This is a genomic window from Enterobacter sp. MGH 4, from assembly GCF_000534735.1.
Classification (GTDB): Bacteria; Pseudomonadota; Gammaproteobacteria; order Enterobacterales; family Enterobacteriaceae; genus Enterobacter; species Enterobacter intestinihominis.
In genome coordinates, this window is sequence record NZ_KI973289.1 from 986,046 (window position 1) to 1,005,831 (window position 19,786).

Consider the following 19,786-nt stretch of genomic DNA (forward strand, 5'->3'; position numbering starts at 1 on the left):
AGGATCAGACACCTGCTTTCTTGAACGTCAGAGGAACGACGGTGTTGGCATCGTAACGTGCGGTGCATTCCGCCACGTCGCTGGCACCTGCCTTACAGGTCACTTCCGGCATCGGATAGCGTGAACCGTCGGTGCAACGAGCGTTTCCGCGCGTTTTGATCAACAGCTCGCCGTTGCTGTGTAATCCGGAAAAGACGTCTACCCGGCAGACAATGTTGTCGCCATGCACGACCCGGGCGAAACCTTTGTTGTTCTGGATCTGATAGCGCAGAGACGGCGGTTTGCCGGTGAGCGGATCCTGCACATCGAGAAACGCGCGCCAGGTGCCGTTCAGGAAGCGCGTTAACCCCGCTTTGACCTGGTTTGCCTCCATCACCATCGCATCTTTCGGGATAGCGGTAATGACCACCGGTTCGGCTGCCGGGGCAGGCGTCTTCACCTTCGGCTCTACCACTTCTGCCTGGTGCAGCGGGAGTTTCAGCTCAAGCGGCTCAACCGTCTCCACGGGGGCCGGAGCAATGGCGACAGGTGCTGGCGCTGGTGAGGTAACTGGCGCTGCGGTCGGGGCCTGTTTTGGCCAGAGCAGCGGCGTGGCAATGGCTGCAATAATGACGGCGGCAACCGGCAGCAACCACAGGGGGGAGCGACGTTTTTTCTGCACCACCGATGGTGCGGGCTCTGACGGCACGGTGTTCATGCGCACCGGCTCTGGCGTATACAGCTCATCTTCGGTGATACGGACGGTAGCCACAGGCGTGATAAGCGGCGCGTCGGCCTGCTCGAAGGTCACCACCGGGGCCGGTTCTGGCTCAGGTTCAGGTTCGTTAATCATCACGGGTTCAGGTTCAGGGACCAACGATTCGCGCAGGCAGTCCAGCACGTCGTCGCGCGCGTTTTCGTTAAGATTGACGAAACCCCAGAAGCAGATCACCGGTTTGCCATCCACCAGGAAAACAAAGTTTTCACCGGGAAACTGGAAAGCTTTAGAGAGCAGAGATCCAAACAGTTGCTGCGCCGTTTTCGGTGACTGAAGGCATTTTTTACTCACCGACTCCATGCTGGCGAGCGTGTTTTCCAGATAGCGCAGGGCGCGAAAACGATCGTCTTCATCCGCCGCCTTCCAGCTGGAGACGGTTCCCTCAACCGGGGAGTACCAGTCAACGCGATCGCCGCCGTCATTGACCTGAGGAATGGCCAGGCAATCGACGATAGCCTGCTGTTTGCGCAACCGAAGCGCTTCGCGGATTTGCAGCGCTGATTCAAAAACGGCCTGTCCGCCGCCGCCAACGGCCTGAAAATCATCCAGATTACCGCTGCGTAAAAGTGTTTTTGCCACGATTTGGTCCTGTAGACTTCTTCACGCCATTACTTTAACGAAACAGGTAAGCAAGCAAACGGCGGAGGAGACGACAAAAGGGACGATTTCTTGCGGCATTGATCGTAACGGTTGTGCTTGACGAATAATGGACCTTAAGGCAAATCGGTTTCTGCGGGCTGATGCTAAAACCAGCGAAATGTACGGCTTTAGAATAACCTGATAGTGATTCGTTATTTGTCAGGCCAAAACGTCTGTGCTGTTATTACTGTTCACTATAATAAAACCGAAAGGGTATAATTATGTTTACAGGGAAAACCGTGCTCGCCCTCGCGCTGAGCGCGCTGCTACCGGCAAGCGCCGCATGGGCGGCAAACAAAGACACCATTATCTACTGCTCCGAGGCGTCGCCGGAGTCGTTTAACCCGCAGATCGCCAGCTCTGGCCCCTCGTTTGTCGCCAGCTCGCAAACGCTGTATAACCGTCTGATTAACTTCGACCCGGTAAAAAACACGCCGGTGCCTTCTCTTGCGGAGTCGTGGACCATTTCACCAGACGGCAAAACATACACGTTTACCCTGCGTAAAGGGGTGAAATTCAACAGCAATAAATACTTCAAACCGACCCGTGATTTTAACGCTGATGACGTTATTTTCTCCGTTATGCGTCAGAAAGACCCTAAGCATCCCTATCACAATGTTTCCCAGGGTAATTACGAATACTTTAATGACGTGGGCCTCGACAAGCTCATTCAGGATGTGAAAAAGATCGACGATTATCACGTTCAGTTCACGCTGAGCGAACCCAACGCGGCTTTCCTGGCCGACTGGGGAATGGACTTCGCCTCGATCCTCTCTGCCGAGTACGCGGACGCGATGCTGAAAAAGGGCACGCCTGAAAATGTGGACACCTGGCCAATCGGCACCGGGCCGTATGTGCTTCAGCAGTACAAGGTGGATTCGCTTATCCGCTACGTCGCCAACCCGAACTACTGGGAGGGAGAGGTGCCGACCAAACACCTGATCTTCTCCATCACGCCAAACGTTGAGACGCGTCTGGCGAAGCTGCAAACGAACGAGTGTCAGATCATTCCTGCGCCGTCGCCGGTGCAGTTTGAAGCGATCAAGAAAAACAAAGACCTGACGCTGCACTCGGTGGATGCGCTGAATGTGGGGTACCTGGCGTTCAACACGGAGAAAAAACCGTTTGATAACGTGCTGGTGCGCCAGGCTCTGAATTACGCAACGGACAAAAAGGCCATTGTGAACGCGGTCTTTATGGGGTCTGGTACGGTCGCTAAATCGCCGATCCCGCCGAACATGCTCGGCTTTAATAAAGACCTGAAGGATTACGGCTACGATCCGGAAAAAGCAAAAGCGCTGCTGAAGCAGGCGGGTCTGGAGAAAGGCGCGGAAGTGACCCTCTGGTCCATGCCGGTTCAGCGTCCGTACAACCCGAACTCCCGACGCATTGCAGAGATGATCCAGGCTGACTGGGCGAAGGTGGGCGTGAAGGCGAAAATCGTCTCTTACGAGTGGGGGGAATATCTCTCCGGCATGCGCAAAGGCGAGCATGATTCCGCGCTGTTCGGCTGGATGTCTGATAACGGCGATCCGGACAACTTCGCCGATGTGCTGCTGGGTTGTAACAGCATCAAAACCGGATCTAACGCCGCGCGCTGGTGTGATAAGGGGTATGATGAGCTGGTGCAAAAGGCCAAACTGACCAGCAACCCGGACGAACGTGCGAAGCTGTATGGCCAGGCACAGGAGATTTTCTACCAGCAGGCACCGTGGATTGCGTTAGCTAACGGCAAAACGTTCTACGCGACCCGCAGCAATGTGACCGGGTACAGCGTAAGCCTGATGGGCAGCGATTTCTCGAAAGCGAAGCTGAACTGATCGTATTTTGCCGGGTGGCGGCTATGCCTTACCCGACCTACGGGTGTCAAATGTAGGCCCGGTAAGCGTAGCGCCACCGGGCACGTGAAAAGGAGTGACAATGTCACATTTAAATGATGTTATCGCCCGCGTCGATGCCACCATCGAAGAGAGCGTAATTACTCACATGAACGAACTGCTGATCGAATTAAGCGATGATGCAGAGCTCAGCCGTGAAGATCGCTATACCCAGCAGCAGCGCCTGCGTACCGCGATTGCGCATCATGGTAAGCAGCATAAAGAAGAGGCGGAGGCACGCCATGCCCACCTTACGCAGGGTGGGACTATTCTGTAAGGGTTAAAACTGGCGCCGTGCCACCAGCCAGGCGCCGACCACCAGCATCACTGCGCCGCAGACCGGGCCAACCAGCGCGCGCAGGGGAACGCCGTTGCTCTTGAGGATGTCCATCACCAGACCGCCAATCAGCTGGCTTGCCACCAAGACGGCAATGGTCGTTGCCGCGCCCACATTCTGATAGCCGCTAATACTGGCAAAGACAAAAAAAGACCCCAGCAGGCCGGGGATCAACGTCCACCAGCGCACCGTTGACGCCAGTTCGTTAAACCCCGCCAGGCCATTTTTCACCAGCAAAATGCTGACAAACAGCACAATCCCCACCAGCGAGTTCAGCAGCATGGCGATAAGAATGGTGGAGGTAGATTGCGTAATGCGCACCATCAGGGTGTTTTGCACCACCAGCCCAATCCCGGCGGCTACCAGAAACGCTAACGTCAACGATTGATTCATGGCAGAGCATCCGGATCGCTGCGCTCATCAAGCTGGAGCTGCATAAAGGTTAAATCCAGCCAGCGACCGAATTTGGTTCCCACCTGCGGCATATTGCCGGTGGTAATAAAGCCCAGGGTTTCGTGCAGATGAATTGACGCCTGGTTCTGCGCCTCAATACCGGCAACCATCACGTGTTTACCGATCTGGCGGGCTTCCTTGATTAACTCCGTCATCAGCAGCCGGCCAATGCCTTTGCCCTGATGTTCGGGATGAACGTACACCGAGTGCTCCACCGTGTGGCGAAATCCGTCGAACGCTCTCCAGTCGCCAAATGAGGCGTATCCCGTCACCACTCCGTCTTCTTCACTGACCAGCACTGGATAACCCGACAGAGTACGCGCCTCAAACCATGCGATACGGTTATCGGTGTCGACAGTTTTATCATTCCAGATGGCGGCGGTGTGCAGCACCGCATGGTTATAAATTTCACCGATAGCGGCACAATCTTCTTTGCAGGCATGACGAACAATCATGGGTAACCTCTGGCTGTGGTGTTCACTATAGTAGTACGATTTACTCACAATATTACACAGTTCTTGTATTGCATCGCTACGACAAAATCCCTATTTTTTTGTCACAAAACTGCCCCGAAAAACCATCCGTACACTATAGTATGACGTCATGAATACAATGACAGACAATATGAATCAACGCATTAGCGCCCGCATACGCCTTGAACGCGAGTCGCGGGGCTGGTCATTAAGCGAACTGGCCGAACGGGCAGGTATCTCACGCGCCATGATCCACAAGATTGAACGGGGAGACAGTAGCCCAACGGCGACGCTGCTTGCGCGGTTATCCGGTGCCTTCGGTATTAGCATGTCTACGCTTATTGCGCGCGCGGAAATGCAGGAGGGCAAACTGTTACGTCTGGCGAATCAGCCCGTCTGGCGCGATCCGCAAACCCACTATTTGCGTCGCCATGTGTCGCCGCGCAGCGATATGCCTATCGACCTCGTCCAGGTGGAGCTACCCGCAGGTAGCGATGTGCCGATGCCCGCCTCCTCTTATGCGCTGGCACGACAGCTGATTTGGTTGCAGGCAGGTGAACTGGTCTTTCTGGAGGGGGATACTCGCCATGAAATGAAGGCCGGAGATTGTCTGGAACTCGGGCCGCCGAACGACTGCCGGTTTATCAACGAAACGGATGAATCGTGCCTTTATCTGGTCGTGCGGCTTAATCAGTCCGGCTCATAATGCACAGGCGATCCGCAGGATAACGTGCCAGACTTGAATGACATTTTCAGCAGTAAGGAGCGATGAATGAGTCAATCTACTACGCAAAACCGACGCTGGGTACTGGCTTCCCGTCCACACGGCGCGCCGGTTGCCGATAATTTCCGCCTGGAAGAGCAGCCGATCCCCGCGCCCGCAGAGGGGCAGGTGTTATTACGCACCGTATGGCTCTCGCTTGATCCGTACATGCGAGGCCGTATGAGCGATGCGCCATCCTATTCACCTCCGGTCGAGATTGGCGCGGTGATGGTGGGCGGCACGGTAAGCCGCGTCGAGACCTCCCGTCATCCGGATTATAAAGAGGGAGAATGGGTTCTGGGTTACAGCGGCTGGCAGGAGTATGAACTATCCGACGGGCAGGGGCTGGTTAAGTTGGGTGAAAACCCGTCGCATCCTTCATGGGCACTCGGCGTGCTGGGGATGCCGGGCTTCACCGCGTATATGGGGCTGCTCGATATCGGCCAGCCTCAGGCAGGGGAAACCCTTGTCGTGGCGGCGGCCACGGGGCCGGTCGGCGCAACGGTGGGGCAGATCGGTAAAATCAAAGGATGCCGGGTCATCGGCGTGGCTGGCGGGGAGGAGAAATGCCGTCATGCGGTCGACGTGCTCGGTTTCGATGCCTGTCTGGATCACCATGCGGATGATTTTGACGAACAACTGGCTAAAGCCTGCCCGCAGGGCATTGATGTGTATTACGAAAACGTCGGCGGTAAAGTCTTTGACGCCGTGCTGCCGCTCTTGAATACCTCCGCGCGCGTGCCGGTTTGCGGACTGGTCAGCGGCTACAATGCGACCAACCTGCCGGAGGGTCCGGACCGCTTACCGCTACTGATGGGGACCATCCTGAAAAAACGCATCCGTATGCAGGGTTTTATTATCGCGCAGGACTATGGTCATCGTATTGACGAGTTCCAGCAGGAAATGGGCCGCTGGGTGCAGGAAGGCAAAATTCACTATCGCGAGCAGGTTACGGAAGGGCTGGACGCGGCGCCGGACGCCCTGATTGGCCTGCTTGAGGGGAAAAACTTCGGCAAGGTTGTGATCCGCGTGGCGGCCGACTAAACAGAGCATCGGTTATGGCGGGCAGTGTCCGCCATAATTATTTGTGAAGATACGATATATTGTCTTTAATTAATCCATAAGCTTTGCGCGCCTCGGCCCAGCTGAGCCAGAAGTGAAAAATGCAATATTATTTGAGCGATTTTAATATTACGCGCGCCCCTCATACCAGGCATGACGATACAGGATATATCTAACCGGCGATGTTTTTTTAAACAGACGCTGAAAATGGCATTTCGTTTGGCTACGGGAATTAAACATGCTTGATCTGGAACATATGGAAAAAGCACAAAGAATCAGTCTGACTTTGCAAGTAGAGAACAGTTTAAAGGGAGCATTAATTACGGGCTCATTAAAACCTGGGGCTCGACTCGTTACAAAAGAGATTGCGGATAAATTGGGCACCAGTATCACACCGGTGCGCGAAGCCCTGCTGCGCCTGGTGTCGGCGGGGGCATTACAGGCCACGCCAGCGCAGGCGTTTTTGGTGCCAGAAGTGACGCTGGAACGCTATAACGAAATTAACGCCATCAGAAAGCAGCTTGAACCGATGGCCGTTGCGGCGGCGTGCCAGAATATGACCGAGACCAAACTGGATGCGTTACGCGCGCTGTCAGATAACTTCAGTGCCGCCATGCATCAGGGCGATGTACAGAAAGCGATCCATGCCAACCGCGTGTTCCGGTTCACGCTCTATCAGTATGCCGAGATGCCGACCCTTCACTCGCTGATTGAGCAGCTCTGGGTACGGATTGGTCCGTGCATTCACTATCTGCATGAAGAGTTAAGCGAGGTTCCCGCAGCGACCTATCATTATGACGATCTGCTTTCTGCGCTTGAGCAAAGGGATGTGACGGCCAGCCGGGAAGCGATCGACAAAGCCATTGATGAAGCCAATATTCTTCTGCAACGGCAATACTACAGTTAAGGATCCCTCTGGCGCACTTATTTGTATATTTGTATCAAACGTCCTTGATTATATTCCCGGCGCATCAGGCAACCGGGAATGATGTTATTTTGCTTATTTTTTACCGGCAACGTGCGCTGCCGGAGAATGGTTTACTCAAAACGATAAGAGACCGACAGGCCCACGCCATAGTTACGACCAGGGGCAGGTTCGTAATAGCGGTTGTAGCCAGCGTTAACAATCTCTGAACCGGCGTACTCTTTATCGAACAGGTTATCGACGCGACCAAAGACGTCCATTCCCCATTTGCCGTAGTTGAGTTTATACCCGGTATTCAGGCCCACTACGGTATAAGAGGGCGCTTTAGCGGTGTTGGTATCGTTGGCCATGACATCACTCATGTAGCGGGCATCTGCCCCTGCGTACCAGCCTTCCTCAGGCTCCCAGCCAAACGACGCATATCCCATGTTACGGGCGATCCCCGGCATCCGGTTGCCGCTACAGTCTGCATTGCTACAGACGTTGGTGCGGTAGGTGGCATCAAGATAGGTCCACGCCATCTTCAGCTTCCAGTTTTCGGCAAACTGCTGGTCGAGCGCAATTTCCACACCCTGACGGCGCGTTTTTCCCGCGTTTTTATAAGTCGTGCGACCATCCTTGCTTTCGTCCACCACGATCTCGTTGTCGGTATCCGTGCGGAACAGCGCCGCCGTCAGGATGCCATTGCCGACGCGGGTTTTGCTGCCAATCTCATAGGTGTTGTTGGTGGACGGTTGCAGGTTCATATTGAGGCCACCTTTGCCATCAGAACGGTAGGAAAGTTCGTTGATTGTCGGCGTCTCAAATCCCCGTCCTGCCGCGGCATACAGGTTCCATGCGTCGGTCACGGCGTATTTCACCGCACCTGCCGGGAGCCATTTGTGGTAGCTGGCGTCGCCGCTGTCATCACCGTTTTGCGGGGTAATGTAACGATCGTTGGAGTCAAACCAGACGGAGCTATAACGTACGCCCGCCTCTAAGGACAGTTTTTGCGTTAGCTGCCACTGGGTTTGCAGGTAGGGATCCAGGTTCCACATCAGATTGCGTTCGTCACGGCGTTTATTACCCTTCACGCCATAATCTGGCACGCCGTTGCCCATCACGAAGTTCTCATACCCGCGACGATTTTCGCTCATGTTTTCGTAGTTCAACCCGGTGGTAAATGTCACCGGAACCAGCAGTTCGCCGCGGTGGGTCCAGCGCGTATCAATACCCTGATAGTGACGCTGCATATCAATCACACCGCCCGAATGCGCAGGATTCTCGCGCTGAGTGGACGCCGGAATGGACTGGTACTGAGTCATTTCACGCTCACCGGCATACATCATCACGCTGAGGTCGTCCTGTTCGCTCAGCTGACGGTCGTAGCGGATCCCGGCCTGGGTCTGCTTAATGGTCTTACGCGTGTTGTACTGATCGCCACGTGGTGACTGGCGCGGGTTATTCTGCCACTCCTGATAGCTCAGTCCGCCCGGATCGTTGGCTTTCATGTCCACGCTGTTAAAAATCAGCGTCAGCTTGCTGACATCATCAATGCGCACGCCCAGTTTCGCGTTGGCGAGGTTTTTGCGCGCGCCGCTGTGGTCGCGATAGCCATGGGTGGTAAAACGCGTAGTGGATACGGCGTAATCCACATCGCCCGCCTGAGTACCATCACCCTCCGCCCCGGTGGCCTTCATACCGTAACGCCAGGTGCCGTAGCTGCCGTAATAGCTGCTGGCTTCAATGGTGGCTGGCTGTTGTCCGGTCTGGGTGTTGATGTTGATCACGCCGCCGGAGGCATTACCGTACAGGGCAGAGAAGGGGCCGCGCAGCACGTCGACGCTCTCTATGCTGTTGAGGTCAATGTTTGATGTCTGCCCCTGGCCATCGGGCATGGTTGCCGGAATGCCGTCCACGTACATGCGGATCCCGCGTACGCCGAAGGTTGAGCGCGCGCCGAATCCGCGAACGGAAAGTTGCAGATCCTGAGCATAGTTCTGGCGGTTCTGGATTTGCAGGCCAGGTACGCTCCCAAGGGATTCAGAAAGGTTGATGCGCGGTGTGGCATGTCGCATATCCTCGCCGCTCACCACGCTGACGGCGGCCGGGGTGTCCAGTTCTGAGACGGTTTGCGGCGTGGCGCTGACGATCATGGTCTGTTCATCCGCGGCCATCGCACTCAGCGGGCCAAAAATGACGGGAACGAACAACAGGGGTAGTGATGCCTTATGGGCAGTAATAATTTTCATGGAGTAAGCCGGTTAAGAAAAATTTCGAACCAAATCAACTGGAACCTGTGTATATATGTTAAATCCTTTGTAAATGTTATGAAAACTATAACCGCACATTTCGTGAATGTAAGGTTTTGCAGGAAAGAAATACTCCACATTCAACTCATTAATGATTACTATTCTCATTAAAATAACGGCAAAGCGATGACTTTGCCCGCCGGAAGCGATGTCAGCGGTAAATATCCTCATTTAAAAAGGAATTGTTATGTCTTTACGTCATCTGTGCTCGCCGCGCCTGCGTGGGTCTCTGCTGTTGGGCTCTTTACTGTTTGCCGGTACGTTCCAGGTTCATGCCGCTGAAGAGATGCTGCGCAAAGCGGTCGGCAAGGGCGCGTATGAAATGGCCGTCAGCCAGCAGGAAAACGCGCTGTGGGTTGCGACGTCACAAAGCCGCAAAACCGATAAGGGCGGCGTGGTCTATCGTCTGGATCCGGTCACGCTGGAAGTGACGCAGGCGATTCATAACGATCTCAAGCCGTTTGGCGCCACGATCGATAACGCCACCCAGACGCTGTGGTTCGGTAACACCGTCAACAGCGCCGTGACGGCGATTGACGCCAAAACGAGCGAGGTGAAAGGGCGCCTGGTGCTGGACGATCGCAAACGTAGCGACACGGTGAAGCCGCTTCAGCCGCGCCAGCTGGTGGCCGATGACACGACCAATACGGTATACATTACCGGCATCGGCAAGGAGAGCGTGATCTGGGTTGTTGATGGCGCAACGCTGAAGCTGAAGGACACCATCACGAACACCGGCACGTTCAGCACCGGACTGGCGCTGGATGCGAAGGCAAAACGCCTGTATACCACCAATGCGGACGGTGAGCTGGTGACCATTGATACCGCGACCAACAAAATCCTCAGCCGTAAGAAAGTACAGGAAGACGGAAAAGAGCACTTCTACCTGAACCTGAGCCTGGACACTGCCGGCCAGCGTGCGTTTGTGACGGATTCAAAACAGCCTGAAGTGCTGGTGGTGAATTTGAAAGATGGCAGCGTAATGCAGAAAATCGCCGCGCCAGAATCGCTGGCCGTACTGTTTAACCCGGCGCGTAACGAAGCCTATGTGACGCACCGCGAGGCGGGTAAGGTGAGCGTGATTGACGCCAAAACTTACAAAGTGACCAAAACCTTCGATACGCCGGTTTACCCGAACAGCCTGGCGCTGTCTGCGGACGGTAAAACGCTGTACGTGACGGTGAAACAGAAGTCTACCCGTCAGCAGGAAGCCACTCAGCCTGACGATGTGATTCGTATCGCGCTTTAAGGTGGGAATTGCCCGGTGGCGCTGCGCTTACCGGGCCTGGAAAACAATGAAATGCAGGCCGGGTAAGGCGTAGCCGCCACCCGGCTTTTTTATTAACGCGACGTCTCTTCCACCAGCGGACCATCCTGTTTGTCATCTCCAGGATGAACCGGGGCGGTACTGTGGATTTCATTCACGCGTTTACGCACGCCAAACCAGCCAGCAATCAACAGCACCGCCAGAAGCGGGATTGTAGCGATGGTGTAGGTGCCGTTAGGGTAGTCGAACGCCATCAGCACCAGCACGCTCAACAGGAATAGCAGGGTAAGCCAGGATGTTACCGGCGCGCCCGGCAGCTTGAAGCTGACGTCAGCCGCTTTCCCTTCTTTAATTGCTTTGCGCAGACGCATCTGACACACCACGATAAAGGCCCAGGAGGCGATGATGCCCAGCGCAGCGACGTTCAGCACGATCTCAAACACCTGAGACGGCACGAGATAGTTCAGGAACACGCCAAAGATATACACCACCAGCGTAGCCAGAATACCCGCGTAAGGCACCTGCTGCTTGCTCATCTTCGACATAAACTTCGGCGCAGAGCCCCCCATCGACATGGAGCGCAGGATACGGCCCGTCGAATAGAGCCCGGAGTTCAGGCTGGAGAGCGCGGCAGTCAGTACCACGATGTTCATGATGCTGCCCACGTACGGCACGCCCAGCTTAGAGAAGAAGGTCACAAACGGACTTTGCCCCGCCTGGTATGCATTCCACGGCAGCAGCAGTACCAGCAATACCACGGAGCCCACATAGAACAGACCGATACGCCAGATCACGCTGTTGATGGCTTTTGGAACCATCGTCTGCGGATCTTTACATTCACCTGCCGCCGTACCGACCAGTTCGATGGAGGCAAAGGCGAATACCACGCCCTGGACCAGAACCAGCGCTGGCAGCAGGCCGTGCGGGAAGAAACCACCGTTATCGGTAATCAGGTGGAAGCCGGTGGCGTTGCCGTCCAGCGGTTTACCGGTGCCGAGGAATACGGTCCCGACCACCAGGAAAATCACAATGGCCAGCACCTTCACCAGCGCGAACCAGAACTCCATCTCGGCGAACCATTTCACGCCGATCATGTTCATGGTCCCGACGATTGCCAGCGCCCCGAGGGCGAATACCCACTGCGGCACATCGCCAAACGCGCCCCAGTAGTGCATGTACAGCGCAACGGCGGTGATATCGACGATACCGGTCATTGCCCAGTTAACGAAGTACATCCAGCCCGCGACATACGCGGCCTTTTCACCGAGAAATTCACGGGCGTAAGAGACAAAGCTACCGCTGGAAGGGCGGTGGAGCACCAGCTCGCCGAGGGCGCGAAGAATGAAGAAAGAGAAGATCCCGCACACCAGATAGACCAGGGCGAGAGCGGGGCCAGCCATTTGCAGACGTGCGCCTGCACCTAAAAAAAGACCTGTACCGATAGCGCCGCCGATGGCGATCATCTGAACCTGACGGTTGCCCATCGCCTTGTGATAGCCCTCTTCATGAGAGTTCAACCAGCGACGTTTAGCAGCATGATGATCGGCTGCGCTTTTATTGCTTGTTTTCATTGAGTTACCTGTTTGCCTGTCTGAACCATTAACGTGATAGTCCTGCCTGGCAGAAGCCGAAACAAACGATTGCTTCTGCGCAGACACATGCTGCCTTTCCAGTCATTCTGTGTATGGATAAGGCAAAACATGGCGAGGCATCCTACCCGCAATTGATAAGCGACGCAAAATATAACCGTGCCGAAAGTGATGCTCGTCGAAGGAAATCGTGTGGTCAGAGCAGACGGCGATCACAACGCGCTGAATCGTGACGTTTTTTTAGGCAAAAAGGTCTGCGAATGCTGATTTAATCATCAGGTTTACTTAATAGTTACTTATAGGTAGAGCTTATGAATGCCGCAGGGCTGCAATAAGTAATGCAAACGCGGTAGTGTGCTGGCGGCGGCTCGGATAGTACAGATGGTATCCCGTAAAAGCCGGGCACCAGGCTTCAAGCACACGCACTAACCGGCTCTCAGCAAGGGCGTCCTGAACCGCATCTTCCGGGACGTACGCCAGCCCCAGACCGTTTTCGGCGGCATCAATGCGTTGCGGCAGGCTGTTTAGGATCAATTGGCCGTCAACCCGCACGCGCAGCTCACGTCCGTCCCGTTCAAATTCCCAGGCATATAATCCGCCGCGTGTGGGCAGGCGCATATTAATGCAGCGGTGCTGATCAAGCTGCTCCGGCGTTTCCGGTACCCCGAAACGATGCAAATAGTCTGCCGACCCGACGACCGCCATGCGCATGTCCGGCGCAATACGTACCGCAATCATATCTTTCGCCACCTGCTCACCCAGACGCACCCCCGCGTCAAAGCGGCCATCGACAATATCTGTCAGCCCATCGTCCACCGTGACTTCAACGTTGATGTCAGGATACTGCGCCATAAAGGGTTTAAGCACAGGCCATAGCACGGCAGACATGGCGTGCTCCCCGGCGGTTAGGCGAATATTCCCGGCAGGTCTGTCGCGGGTATCACGCAGCGCGGTAAGTTCCTGCTCGATCTCCAGCAGATGGGGGCTTAAGCGCATGAAGAGTTGCTCGCCGGCCTCGGTAGGGGCCACGCTGCGGGTGTTGCGGGTTAACAGACGGACTTCCAGCCTCGCTTCCAGATTGCGCATCGCGTGACTGAGCGCCGACTGAGATACCCCAAGCTGCGCCGCGGCGCGGGTAAAGCTGCGCTCCCGGGCGACAACCATAAAGGAGAGCAGATCGTTGAAGTTGTCTTTTAACATGGCGGCTTATCCTATTTATGAATTGAACTCATAGTTCCTTTCTGATTATGCACTCTAATGCTCCCCATGGCTTTACGCTACTGTTAACGCAATAGCAAACGAGGAGTAAATCATGAAAATTATCCGTAGCGGTTCGCTACCTTCCGTTCATGGACCAGAGGCCTGGTTTACCGGCAGCGTGCGCATTGACGCACCTTTCCAGGCGACTGAACCGGCAAAAGTCGGCGGCGCGACCGTCACCTTTGAACCCGGCGCACGTACCGCCTGGCATACGCATCCTCTTGGACAAACGCTGATCGTGACGCAGGGGCGCGGCTGGTTACAGGAGTGGGGGAAAGAGGCGGAACCGCTGAATCAGGGGGATATCGCCTGGATCCCACCCGGCGTGAAGCACTGGCACGGTGCAAGCGTGCAGACGGCCATGACCCATATCGCCATCGCAGAAGCTGTCGACGGGAGCCCGGTGGCATGGCTGGAGAAGGTCACCGACGAGCAGTATCCGAACGAGTAGTCTGGCGTTTCGTAAACAAATTATTAACGTTATGATTCGATCCGTTTTCTTCAGCATGTGCAGGCGGAACGGTGAAAATCAATATCATAGGCACCAGCGGAAGTGGGAAAAGCACGTTTGGCAGACGAATCGCGGAGGCGCTGGCTATCCCTTACATTGAGATGGACAGGCTTTACTGGCGATCGAACTGGCAGGGAACACCGGATGATGAGTTTCTTGCAACCCTGGAAAAAGCGCTCGCCGCCTCGCCTGACTGGGTCCTGGACGGGAATTACAACCGCACACGCGACGTTAAGTGGCGCGGCGTCGATCTGGTGGTGTGGATAGATCGTGGGTTTATCCGCACGCTCTGGCAGGCGGTGACGCGGGCCTCCAGACGCGCCTGGCACAAACAGGAGCTCTGGCCCGGCACGGGGAACCGCGAAAGCTTTCGTCGGTCGTTCCTTAGCAAGGACTCTATTATCATCTGGTCGATCAAAACCTGGCGCAGCAACCGCAAACGATATGAGGCGGATATGCAAAACCCGCAGTACGCACACATTCGCTTTCTTCGCATTACCCGACGGCAGGATGCGGAAAGACTCATTACATCGCTCAAATCACGCCGATGACAGACTCTCTATTGCCGTTTTCCGGCAATCCAAATGTAAATTAATTGTTTCTCAGAGGTGAAATCCGCCTTTAATAATGACGACATGTTAAGTCAAACGAGAACGCAACATGTCATGGCGAATCAGCATTCTGGATAAAAGCCCCGTCGCAGAACACGAAACAGCCGCCGATGCGCTGGCGCGAACCTTAGCACTGGCGCAACAGGCAGAAACGCTGGGTTATCACCGCTTCTGGATTGCCGAACACCACAATACCCCGCAGCTTGCCAGCCCCTCGCCGGAGCTGCTGATTGCCTGGATCCTGGGGCAAACAAAACGTATTCGCGTGGGCTCAGGCGGCGTCATGCTGCAACATTACAGCCCCTATAAAGTCGCCGAAAATTTTAACGTACTGGCCGCCATTGCGCCGGGCCGGGTTGATCTGGGCGTTGGCAAAGCGCCCGGCGGTCTGCCGCTTTCTACCCGCGCCTTGCAGTACGGCCTAAATCCGCAGGAAAAAGGCAGCTTTACTGAACAACTGACGCAGCTTGATCGCTGGATCCGCCCTGAAAATCAGTCAGCGGAGGAGGACGTTCGCGCCACGCCGCTGCCGCCGGTGCCTGCCCGGGGATTTCTGCTGGGCGCCAGTACCGAAAGCGCGCTACTGGCGGCCTCCCTCGACTGGCATTTTGTCTTTGCCGCCCATCTGAACGGTGATCCTGAGCTGCTGCGCGAGGTCGTCACAGCGTGGCGTCAACACAGCGTCCGGGAGGTGATTGTGGCCGTGCAGGTCATTGTTGCCCCAACCCAGGCTGAGGCCGATGCGCTGGCGCAGAAGGTTGAAGTGTGGGGCGTGGAGCTGGTAAACGGACAGCGCGTCACCGTGGCCAGCGAAGAACAGGCCTACGCCTTTGCGCGGCAGGCGGGGAGTGACCCGGTGCGCATCGCGCGTCGGGCGCAGTCTCTGCTGGCCGGAACGGCGGATTCGGTGCTTGAACAGCTCAACGCGCTGCATCAGCAATGGGGAATTGACGAATTTATCATCGACACGCCGGTCGCTGATGGCGCAACGCGCGTGCAGTCACTGCGACTGCTGGCCGAGGCGCGATTTAACAGGGAGGTGACCGTATGAGCTTTAGCGAACAATTGATTGCCTGGCGCCGTGAGCTGCACCAGAACCCTGAACTCTCCGGTCAGGAGGTCGAAACAACGGCGCGCCTGCGCGAGTGGCTGACGGCGGCCGGGATTGCACCACTGGCTTACGATCTCCAGACCGGGCTGGTTGCGGAGATCGGCACGGGCAACGCACTGGTTGCGCTGCGCGCCGATATCGACGCGTTACCCATCGACGAGCGCAGTGGGGTGCCGTTTAGCTCCCGGCGTGCGGGGGTGATGCATGCCTGTGGCCATGACATCCACACCAGCGTGATCCTCGGCGCTGCGTTAAAGCTAAAGGAGCGGGAAGCCTCGCTCAACGGTCGCGTGCGGATCCTGTTCCAGCCTGCGGAAGAGAATTTCGGCGGAGCAAAAAGTATGGTGCGGGCCGGGGCGTTACGTGACGTACGCGCGATTTTCGGAATGCATAACGAGCCTTCACTGCCGGTCGGCGAGTTTGCCACGCGCGGCGGCCCATTCTATGCGAACGTCGATCGCTTCGTTATTCATGTTACCGGCAAAGGCGCGCATGCCGCACGTCCCCATGAAGGCAACGACGCCATCGTGCTGGCAAGCCAGCTGGTGACCGCGCTGCAAAGCGTAGCCAGCCGTAACGTCAATACGCTGGATTCGGTCGTTCTGAGCGTGACGCGCATCGCCGGGGGGAATACCTGGAACGTGCTGCCGGAAAGCGTTGAGCTGGAGGGCACGCTGCGCACGCACCGCACGGAAGTGCAGCAGAACGTGAAAGCGCGCGTCGGTGAAATCGCCGCCGGATTTGCCAGCGCCTTTAGCGCGCAAATCAACATCACCTGGTACGCCGGGCCCACCGCGCTGGTGAACGATGAGCACTGGGCCGGGTTTGCCACCTCGGTCGCGCGCGAAGCGGGATATGAAACCCGGCATGCGGAACTGCACATGGGCGGGGAGGATTTCGCGGTCTATCTGCAAAACATACCCGGCGCGTTTGTCAGCATTGGCAGCAACAGTCCGTTTGGGTTACATCACCCGGCATTTAACCCGGACGAAGCATTAATCGAACCCGCTGCCCGCTATTTTGCTCAGCTCGCGGAAAAAGCCCTGCAACACGTTTAATTAATTTGAGGTGAATATGTCTGCACATCGTCAATTGCGGCTGGGGACCATTTTGCATGGTGCATCCGGAAATATGTCTGCCTGGCGCCATCCGGCGGCGGTCGCGGATGCCAGCATTAATTTTGATTTCGTTAAAGAAACGGCTTTAAAAGCAGAAGAGGGCAAGCTCGACTTTATATTTGTGGCCGACGGCCTTTATATTAACGAGAAATCCATTCCGCATTTTTTAAACCGCTTTGAGCCGCTGACGGTGTTGTCCGCGCTGGCGAGTATCACCTCGCGCCTGGGGCTGGTCGGCACGTTATCCACCTCGTACAGCGAGCCTTTCACCGCTGCACGCCAGTTCGCCAGCCTCGATCACCTGAGCAACGGACGCGCAGGCTGGAACGTGGTGACGTCGCCGCTGGAAGGGTCAGCGAAGAACTTCTCCCGCGAAAAACACCCGGAGCATGCGCTGCGCTACCGCATTGCCGATGAGTATCTCGACGTGGTGAAAGGGCTGTGGGACTCCTGGGAAGGGGATGCCTTTATCCGGAATAAAGAGAGCGGACAGTTCTTTGATGCGTCGAAACTGCATACTCTGGATCACCACGGTGATTTCTTCCAGGTTTCCGGCCCGCTGAATATTGGCCGCACCCCGCAGGGACGTCCGATTGTCTTTCAGGCTGGTGCGTCCGACGACGGTAAAAAGCTGGCGGCAAAACATGCTGACGCGATTTTTACCCACCATGACACGCTGGAAGAAGCCCAGGCTTTTTACCGCGATGTTAAACAGCAGCTGGAAAGTCACGGCCGCCGCGCAGGGGATTTACATATATTCCAGGGCGTCAGCGTGATTGTTGGAAACGACGCCGATGACGTAGAAAACCAGTATCAAACCACGGCGGCACTGGTCTCCATTAATGATGCGCTGAATTACCTTGGACGTTATTTCGAGCATCACGACTTCAGCCAGTATTCCCTCGACGCGCCGTTCCCGGATATTGGCGATTTGGGCAAAAACAGCTTCCGCAGCACCACCGATGAAATCAAGCGTAACGCCCGTGAGCGCAACTTAACTCTGCGTCAGGTCGCGCTGGAAGCCGCATCGCCGCGCCCGCGTTTTTCCGGCACACCGGAGCAGGTGGCCGATGGTTTACAGGCCTGGTTCGAGGAGAAGGCGGCGGATGGCTTCATCATTCAGGGCGGTACGCCGGACACCTTCCCGCGCTTTGTCGACCAGGTGGTGCCCGTTTTACAGGCGCGCGGCCTGTTCCGCACCGACTATCCCGGCACCACGCTGCGCGAAAGTCTGGGCTTAGACGAGCCCAAAAATCAGTTCACACAACAATAAAAGAGAAAAACGCTATGCAGAAATCATCGCTTATTCTGGCGCTTGCGCTGGCTTTTACCCCTGCCGTCTGGGCAGAGAACGTCAATATTAACGGCACCGGCGTGAGCATTGAGGCCAATAAAACGCCGATCAATACCGCCAAAAACAGCGATGCGATCGCGCAACTGCCGAAAGACTATCGCTTTGCCGTGCCCGGGAAATTTACCGTGGCGGTGGCGGGACTGAATCAACCGCCGCTGACGGTCTTTTCCGACGACAACAAGACCCTGCTGGGAAGTGAGGTCGACATTGCGCGTCTGGTGGCGGACAGCCTTGGGCTGGAGCTGAACGTGGTTCCCACCTCCTGGGAGGACTGGCCGCTGGGGGTGGCCTCCGGGAAATACGATGCGGCTATCAGCAACATCACCGTCACCAAAGCGCGCAAAGAGAAGTTCGACTTCGCCACCTATCGCAAGGATTCACTTGGCTTCTACGTGAAATCCACCAGTCCCATCAACTCGCTTGTGAAGGCAGAGGATATCGCCGGGCTGCGCATCATCGTGGGTTCCGGCACCAACCAGGAAGCCATTCTGCTGGCATGGAACGAAGAGAACCTCAAAAAAGGGCTTAAACCCTTTACGCCGATCTACACCAAAGACGACGCGGCCCAAACGCTGGCGCTTCAGTCCGGACGCGCGGACGCCTACTTTGGCCCGAACGTGATCGGCGCCTGGAAAGCGGCGCTCAACGGTAAAACCAAACTTGTCGGCAGCGTCGACGGCGGCTGGCCGAAGGCGGCGCATATCGCGGTGACGCTGAAAAAAGGCAGCGGCCTGGTCGAACCGGTACAAACCGCGCTGAACGGCGCGATCAAGAACGGAGATTACGACAAAGTGCTAAACCGCTGGGGGGAAGGCGTGGAGCGTATCTCCAGTTCCGAAGTTAACCCGGCGGGTCTGGGCGATTAAGGAGGCGCTATGCGCGAACAATTTCGTGACGTTTCGCCGGAAGATGCCGATCTTCAGCCCATTATCGAGGGGCTTTTCGGTGAGTACGCCGCTCGTTACGGCGACTACTTTTCAAAGGATGCGGAAGTCGAGCTGACAGAGTGGTACCTGGCGCCGCAGGGGCTGTTTATCGTCCTGGAGCGCGATGGCGAGATCATCGCCACCGGGGCGTACAAGCCCTTCGACGAACATACCGCAGAGATCAAACGTATCTGGACGAATAAAACGCTGCGCCAGCAGGGACTGGCCGCGCGCGTGGTACAGGAGCTGGAGCGCCGGGCGGTGCTGGCGGGTTACAGCCACATCTACCTGACTACGGGGTTTCGTCAGCCGGAGGCGGTGCGGCTCTATCTCAGTCAGGGGTATCAGCCGCAGTTCGATCTCAACCGCGACCCGGAAGAGTATAGCCAGCCGCCGTTCGACGGTCGGCTGCGTTTCACCAAGACGCTGATCCGCGAAGCGCTCAGCAAAACCGCATAAGGA

At 56.2% G+C, this 19,786-nt stretch carries 17 protein-coding genes and 1 pseudogene; 12 read left to right on the forward strand and 6 right to left on the reverse strand.

Annotated features, from left to right (window positions below; genetic code table 11):
- Window positions 1–4 precede the first annotated feature (4 nt).
- On the reverse strand, window positions 5–1,336 hold the full coding sequence (locus L350_RS17720) for an SrfA family protein (RefSeq protein WP_032624185.1): 1,332 nt from the start codon (window positions 1,334–1,336) through the stop codon (window positions 5–7).
- Between the two features lie 281 nt (window positions 1,337–1,617).
- Here L350_RS17720 and L350_RS17715 point away from each other — a divergent pair, with 281 nt between their 5' ends.
- Both L350_RS17715 and L350_RS17710 read left to right on the forward strand, forming a co-directional pair.
- Complete coding sequence (locus L350_RS17715) at window positions 1,618–3,216, forward strand: ABC transporter substrate-binding protein (protein WP_023306283.1); 1,599 nt, start codon at window positions 1,618–1,620, stop codon at window positions 3,214–3,216.
- Between the two features lie 100 nt (window positions 3,217–3,316).
- Window positions 3,317–3,550, forward strand: coding sequence for a YdcY family protein (locus L350_RS17710; protein ID WP_022648243.1), 234 nt, complete (start codon window positions 3,317–3,319; stop codon window positions 3,548–3,550).
- Between the two features lie 3 nt (window positions 3,551–3,553).
- On the opposite strand, the gene L350_RS17705 is transcribed toward L350_RS17710, so the two are convergent.
- On the reverse strand, window positions 3,554–4,003 hold the full coding sequence (locus tag L350_RS17705) for a DMT family transporter (RefSeq protein ID WP_032624186.1): 450 nt from the start codon (window positions 4,001–4,003) through the stop codon (window positions 3,554–3,556).
- Entirely contained in the window at window positions 4,000–4,518 is a 519-nt protein-coding gene (locus L350_RS17700) for a GNAT family N-acetyltransferase (RefSeq protein WP_023306282.1), read from the reverse strand. Before L350_RS17700 ends, L350_RS17705 begins: the two co-directional genes overlap by 4 nt.
- A gap of 148 nt (window positions 4,519–4,666) precedes the next feature.
- Between L350_RS17700 and L350_RS17695 the strand changes: the two genes are divergently transcribed.
- From L350_RS17695 to L350_RS17685, 3 genes are all read left to right on the forward strand, one after another.
- Window positions 4,667–5,242 (forward strand): helix-turn-helix domain-containing protein, encoded by a 576-nt coding sequence (locus L350_RS17695; RefSeq protein ID WP_017382277.1) that lies wholly within the window; start codon window positions 4,667–4,669, stop codon window positions 5,240–5,242.
- Window positions 5,243–5,308: 66 nt separating this feature from the next.
- Window positions 5,309–6,343: an NADP-dependent oxidoreductase gene (locus tag L350_RS17690; protein WP_022648239.1), complete on the forward strand. Its 1,035-nt coding sequence runs from the start codon at window positions 5,309–5,311 to the stop codon at window positions 6,341–6,343.
- Window positions 6,344–6,599: 256 nt separating this feature from the next.
- Window positions 6,600–7,268 carry a GntR family transcriptional regulator gene (locus L350_RS17685; RefSeq protein WP_022648238.1) on the forward strand — a complete coding sequence of 223 codons (669 nt, stop codon included), beginning with the start codon at window positions 6,600–6,602 and terminating at the stop codon, window positions 7,266–7,268.
- Window positions 7,269–7,399: 131 nt separating this feature from the next.
- Here the strand turns inward: L350_RS17685 and pqqU are convergent, their stop codons facing one another.
- A complete protein-coding gene (gene pqqU / locus L350_RS17680) occupies window positions 7,400–9,517 on the reverse strand; it encodes a TonB-dependent receptor PqqU (RefSeq protein WP_032624187.1) in 2,118 nt (705 codons plus the stop codon).
- A gap of 247 nt (window positions 9,518–9,764) precedes the next feature.
- On the opposite strand from pqqU, the gene L350_RS17675 reads away from it, so the two are divergent.
- Window positions 9,765–10,826 carry a 7-bladed beta-propeller protein YncE gene (locus L350_RS17675; RefSeq protein WP_022648236.1) on the forward strand — a complete coding sequence of 354 codons (1,062 nt, stop codon included), beginning with the start codon at window positions 9,765–9,767 and terminating at the stop codon, window positions 10,824–10,826.
- Between the two features lie 92 nt (window positions 10,827–10,918).
- Here L350_RS17675 and ansP read toward each other — a convergent pair whose 3' ends face one another.
- Entirely contained in the window at window positions 10,919–12,415 is a 1,497-nt protein-coding gene (gene ansP, locus L350_RS17670) for an L-asparagine permease (protein ID WP_022648235.1), read from the reverse strand.
- 327 nt (window positions 12,416–12,742) lie between these two features.
- Complete coding sequence (locus L350_RS17665; protein ID WP_032624189.1) at window positions 12,743–13,633, reverse strand: LysR family transcriptional regulator; 891 nt, start codon at window positions 13,631–13,633, stop codon at window positions 12,743–12,745.
- A 112-nt stretch (window positions 13,634–13,745) separates the two neighbouring features.
- Here L350_RS17665 and L350_RS17660 point away from each other — a divergent pair, with 112 nt between their 5' ends.
- The 6 genes and pseudogenes from L350_RS17660 to L350_RS17630 all read left to right on the forward strand — a co-directional run bounded on the left by L350_RS17660 (window position 13,746) and on the right by L350_RS17630 (window position 19,783).
- Window positions 13,746–14,144 carry a (R)-mandelonitrile lyase gene (locus tag L350_RS17660; protein WP_032624190.1) on the forward strand — a complete coding sequence of 133 codons (399 nt, stop codon included), beginning with the start codon at window positions 13,746–13,748 and terminating at the stop codon, window positions 14,142–14,144.
- Between the two features lie 71 nt (window positions 14,145–14,215).
- Window positions 14,216–14,755 (forward strand): P-loop NTPase family protein, encoded by a 540-nt coding sequence (locus L350_RS17655; RefSeq protein WP_032624191.1) that lies wholly within the window; start codon window positions 14,216–14,218, stop codon window positions 14,753–14,755.
- Window positions 14,756–14,864: 109 nt separating this feature from the next.
- On the forward strand, window positions 14,865–15,866 hold the full coding sequence (locus L350_RS17650) for an MsnO8 family LLM class oxidoreductase (RefSeq protein ID WP_023306275.1): 1,002 nt from the start codon (window positions 14,865–14,867) through the stop codon (window positions 15,864–15,866).
- Entirely contained in the window at window positions 15,863–16,984 is a 1,122-nt protein-coding gene (locus L350_RS17645; protein WP_032624193.1) for an amidohydrolase, read from the forward strand. Before L350_RS17650 ends, L350_RS17645 begins: the two co-directional genes overlap by 4 nt.
- A gap of 16 nt (window positions 16,985–17,000) precedes the next feature.
- Window positions 17,001–19,264: pseudogene (locus L350_RS24630) on the forward strand (NtaA/DmoA family FMN-dependent monooxygenase).
- Window positions 19,265–19,273: 9 nt separating this feature from the next.
- Entirely contained in the window at window positions 19,274–19,783 is a 510-nt protein-coding gene (locus L350_RS17630) for a GNAT family N-acetyltransferase (protein WP_003857004.1), read from the forward strand.
- Window positions 19,784–19,786 lie beyond the last annotated feature (3 nt).

Excerpts from the sequence above, each read along its gene's own strand:
- L350_RS17715 (WP_023306283.1), top strand. The coding sequence starts at position 1,618 with ATGTTTACAGGGAAAACCGTGCTCGCCCTCGCGCTGAGCGCGCTGCTA.
- L350_RS17710 (WP_022648243.1), top strand. The coding sequence starts at position 3,317 with ATGTCACATTTAAATGATGTTATCGCCCGCGTCGATGCCACCATCGAA.
- L350_RS17705 (WP_032624186.1), bottom strand. The coding sequence starts at position 4,003 with ATGAATCAATCGTTGACGTTAGCGTTTCTGGTAGCCGCCGGGATTGGG.
- L350_RS17700 (WP_023306282.1), bottom strand. The coding sequence starts at position 4,518 with ATGATTGTTCGTCATGCCTGCAAAGAAGATTGTGCCGCTATCGGTGAA.
- L350_RS17695 (WP_017382277.1), top strand. The coding sequence starts at position 4,667 with ATGAATACAATGACAGACAATATGAATCAACGCATTAGCGCCCGCATA.
- L350_RS17690 (WP_022648239.1), top strand. The coding sequence starts at position 5,309 with ATGAGTCAATCTACTACGCAAAACCGACGCTGGGTACTGGCTTCCCGT.
- L350_RS17685 (WP_022648238.1), top strand. The coding sequence starts at position 6,600 with ATGCTTGATCTGGAACATATGGAAAAAGCACAAAGAATCAGTCTGACT.
- pqqU (WP_032624187.1), bottom strand. The coding sequence starts at position 9,517 with ATGAAAATTATTACTGCCCATAAGGCATCACTACCCCTGTTGTTCGTT.
- L350_RS17675 (WP_022648236.1), top strand. The coding sequence starts at position 9,765 with ATGTCTTTACGTCATCTGTGCTCGCCGCGCCTGCGTGGGTCTCTGCTG.
- ansP (WP_022648235.1), bottom strand. The coding sequence starts at position 12,415 with ATGAAAACAAGCAATAAAAGCGCAGCCGATCATCATGCTGCTAAACGT.
- L350_RS17665 (WP_032624189.1), bottom strand. The coding sequence starts at position 13,633 with ATGTTAAAAGACAACTTCAACGATCTGCTCTCCTTTATGGTTGTCGCC.
- L350_RS17660 (WP_032624190.1), top strand. The coding sequence starts at position 13,746 with ATGAAAATTATCCGTAGCGGTTCGCTACCTTCCGTTCATGGACCAGAG.
- L350_RS17650 (WP_023306275.1), top strand. The coding sequence starts at position 14,865 with ATGTCATGGCGAATCAGCATTCTGGATAAAAGCCCCGTCGCAGAACAC.
- L350_RS17645 (WP_032624193.1), top strand. The coding sequence starts at position 15,863 with ATGAGCTTTAGCGAACAATTGATTGCCTGGCGCCGTGAGCTGCACCAG.
- L350_RS17630 (WP_003857004.1), top strand. The coding sequence starts at position 19,274 with ATGCGCGAACAATTTCGTGACGTTTCGCCGGAAGATGCCGATCTTCAG.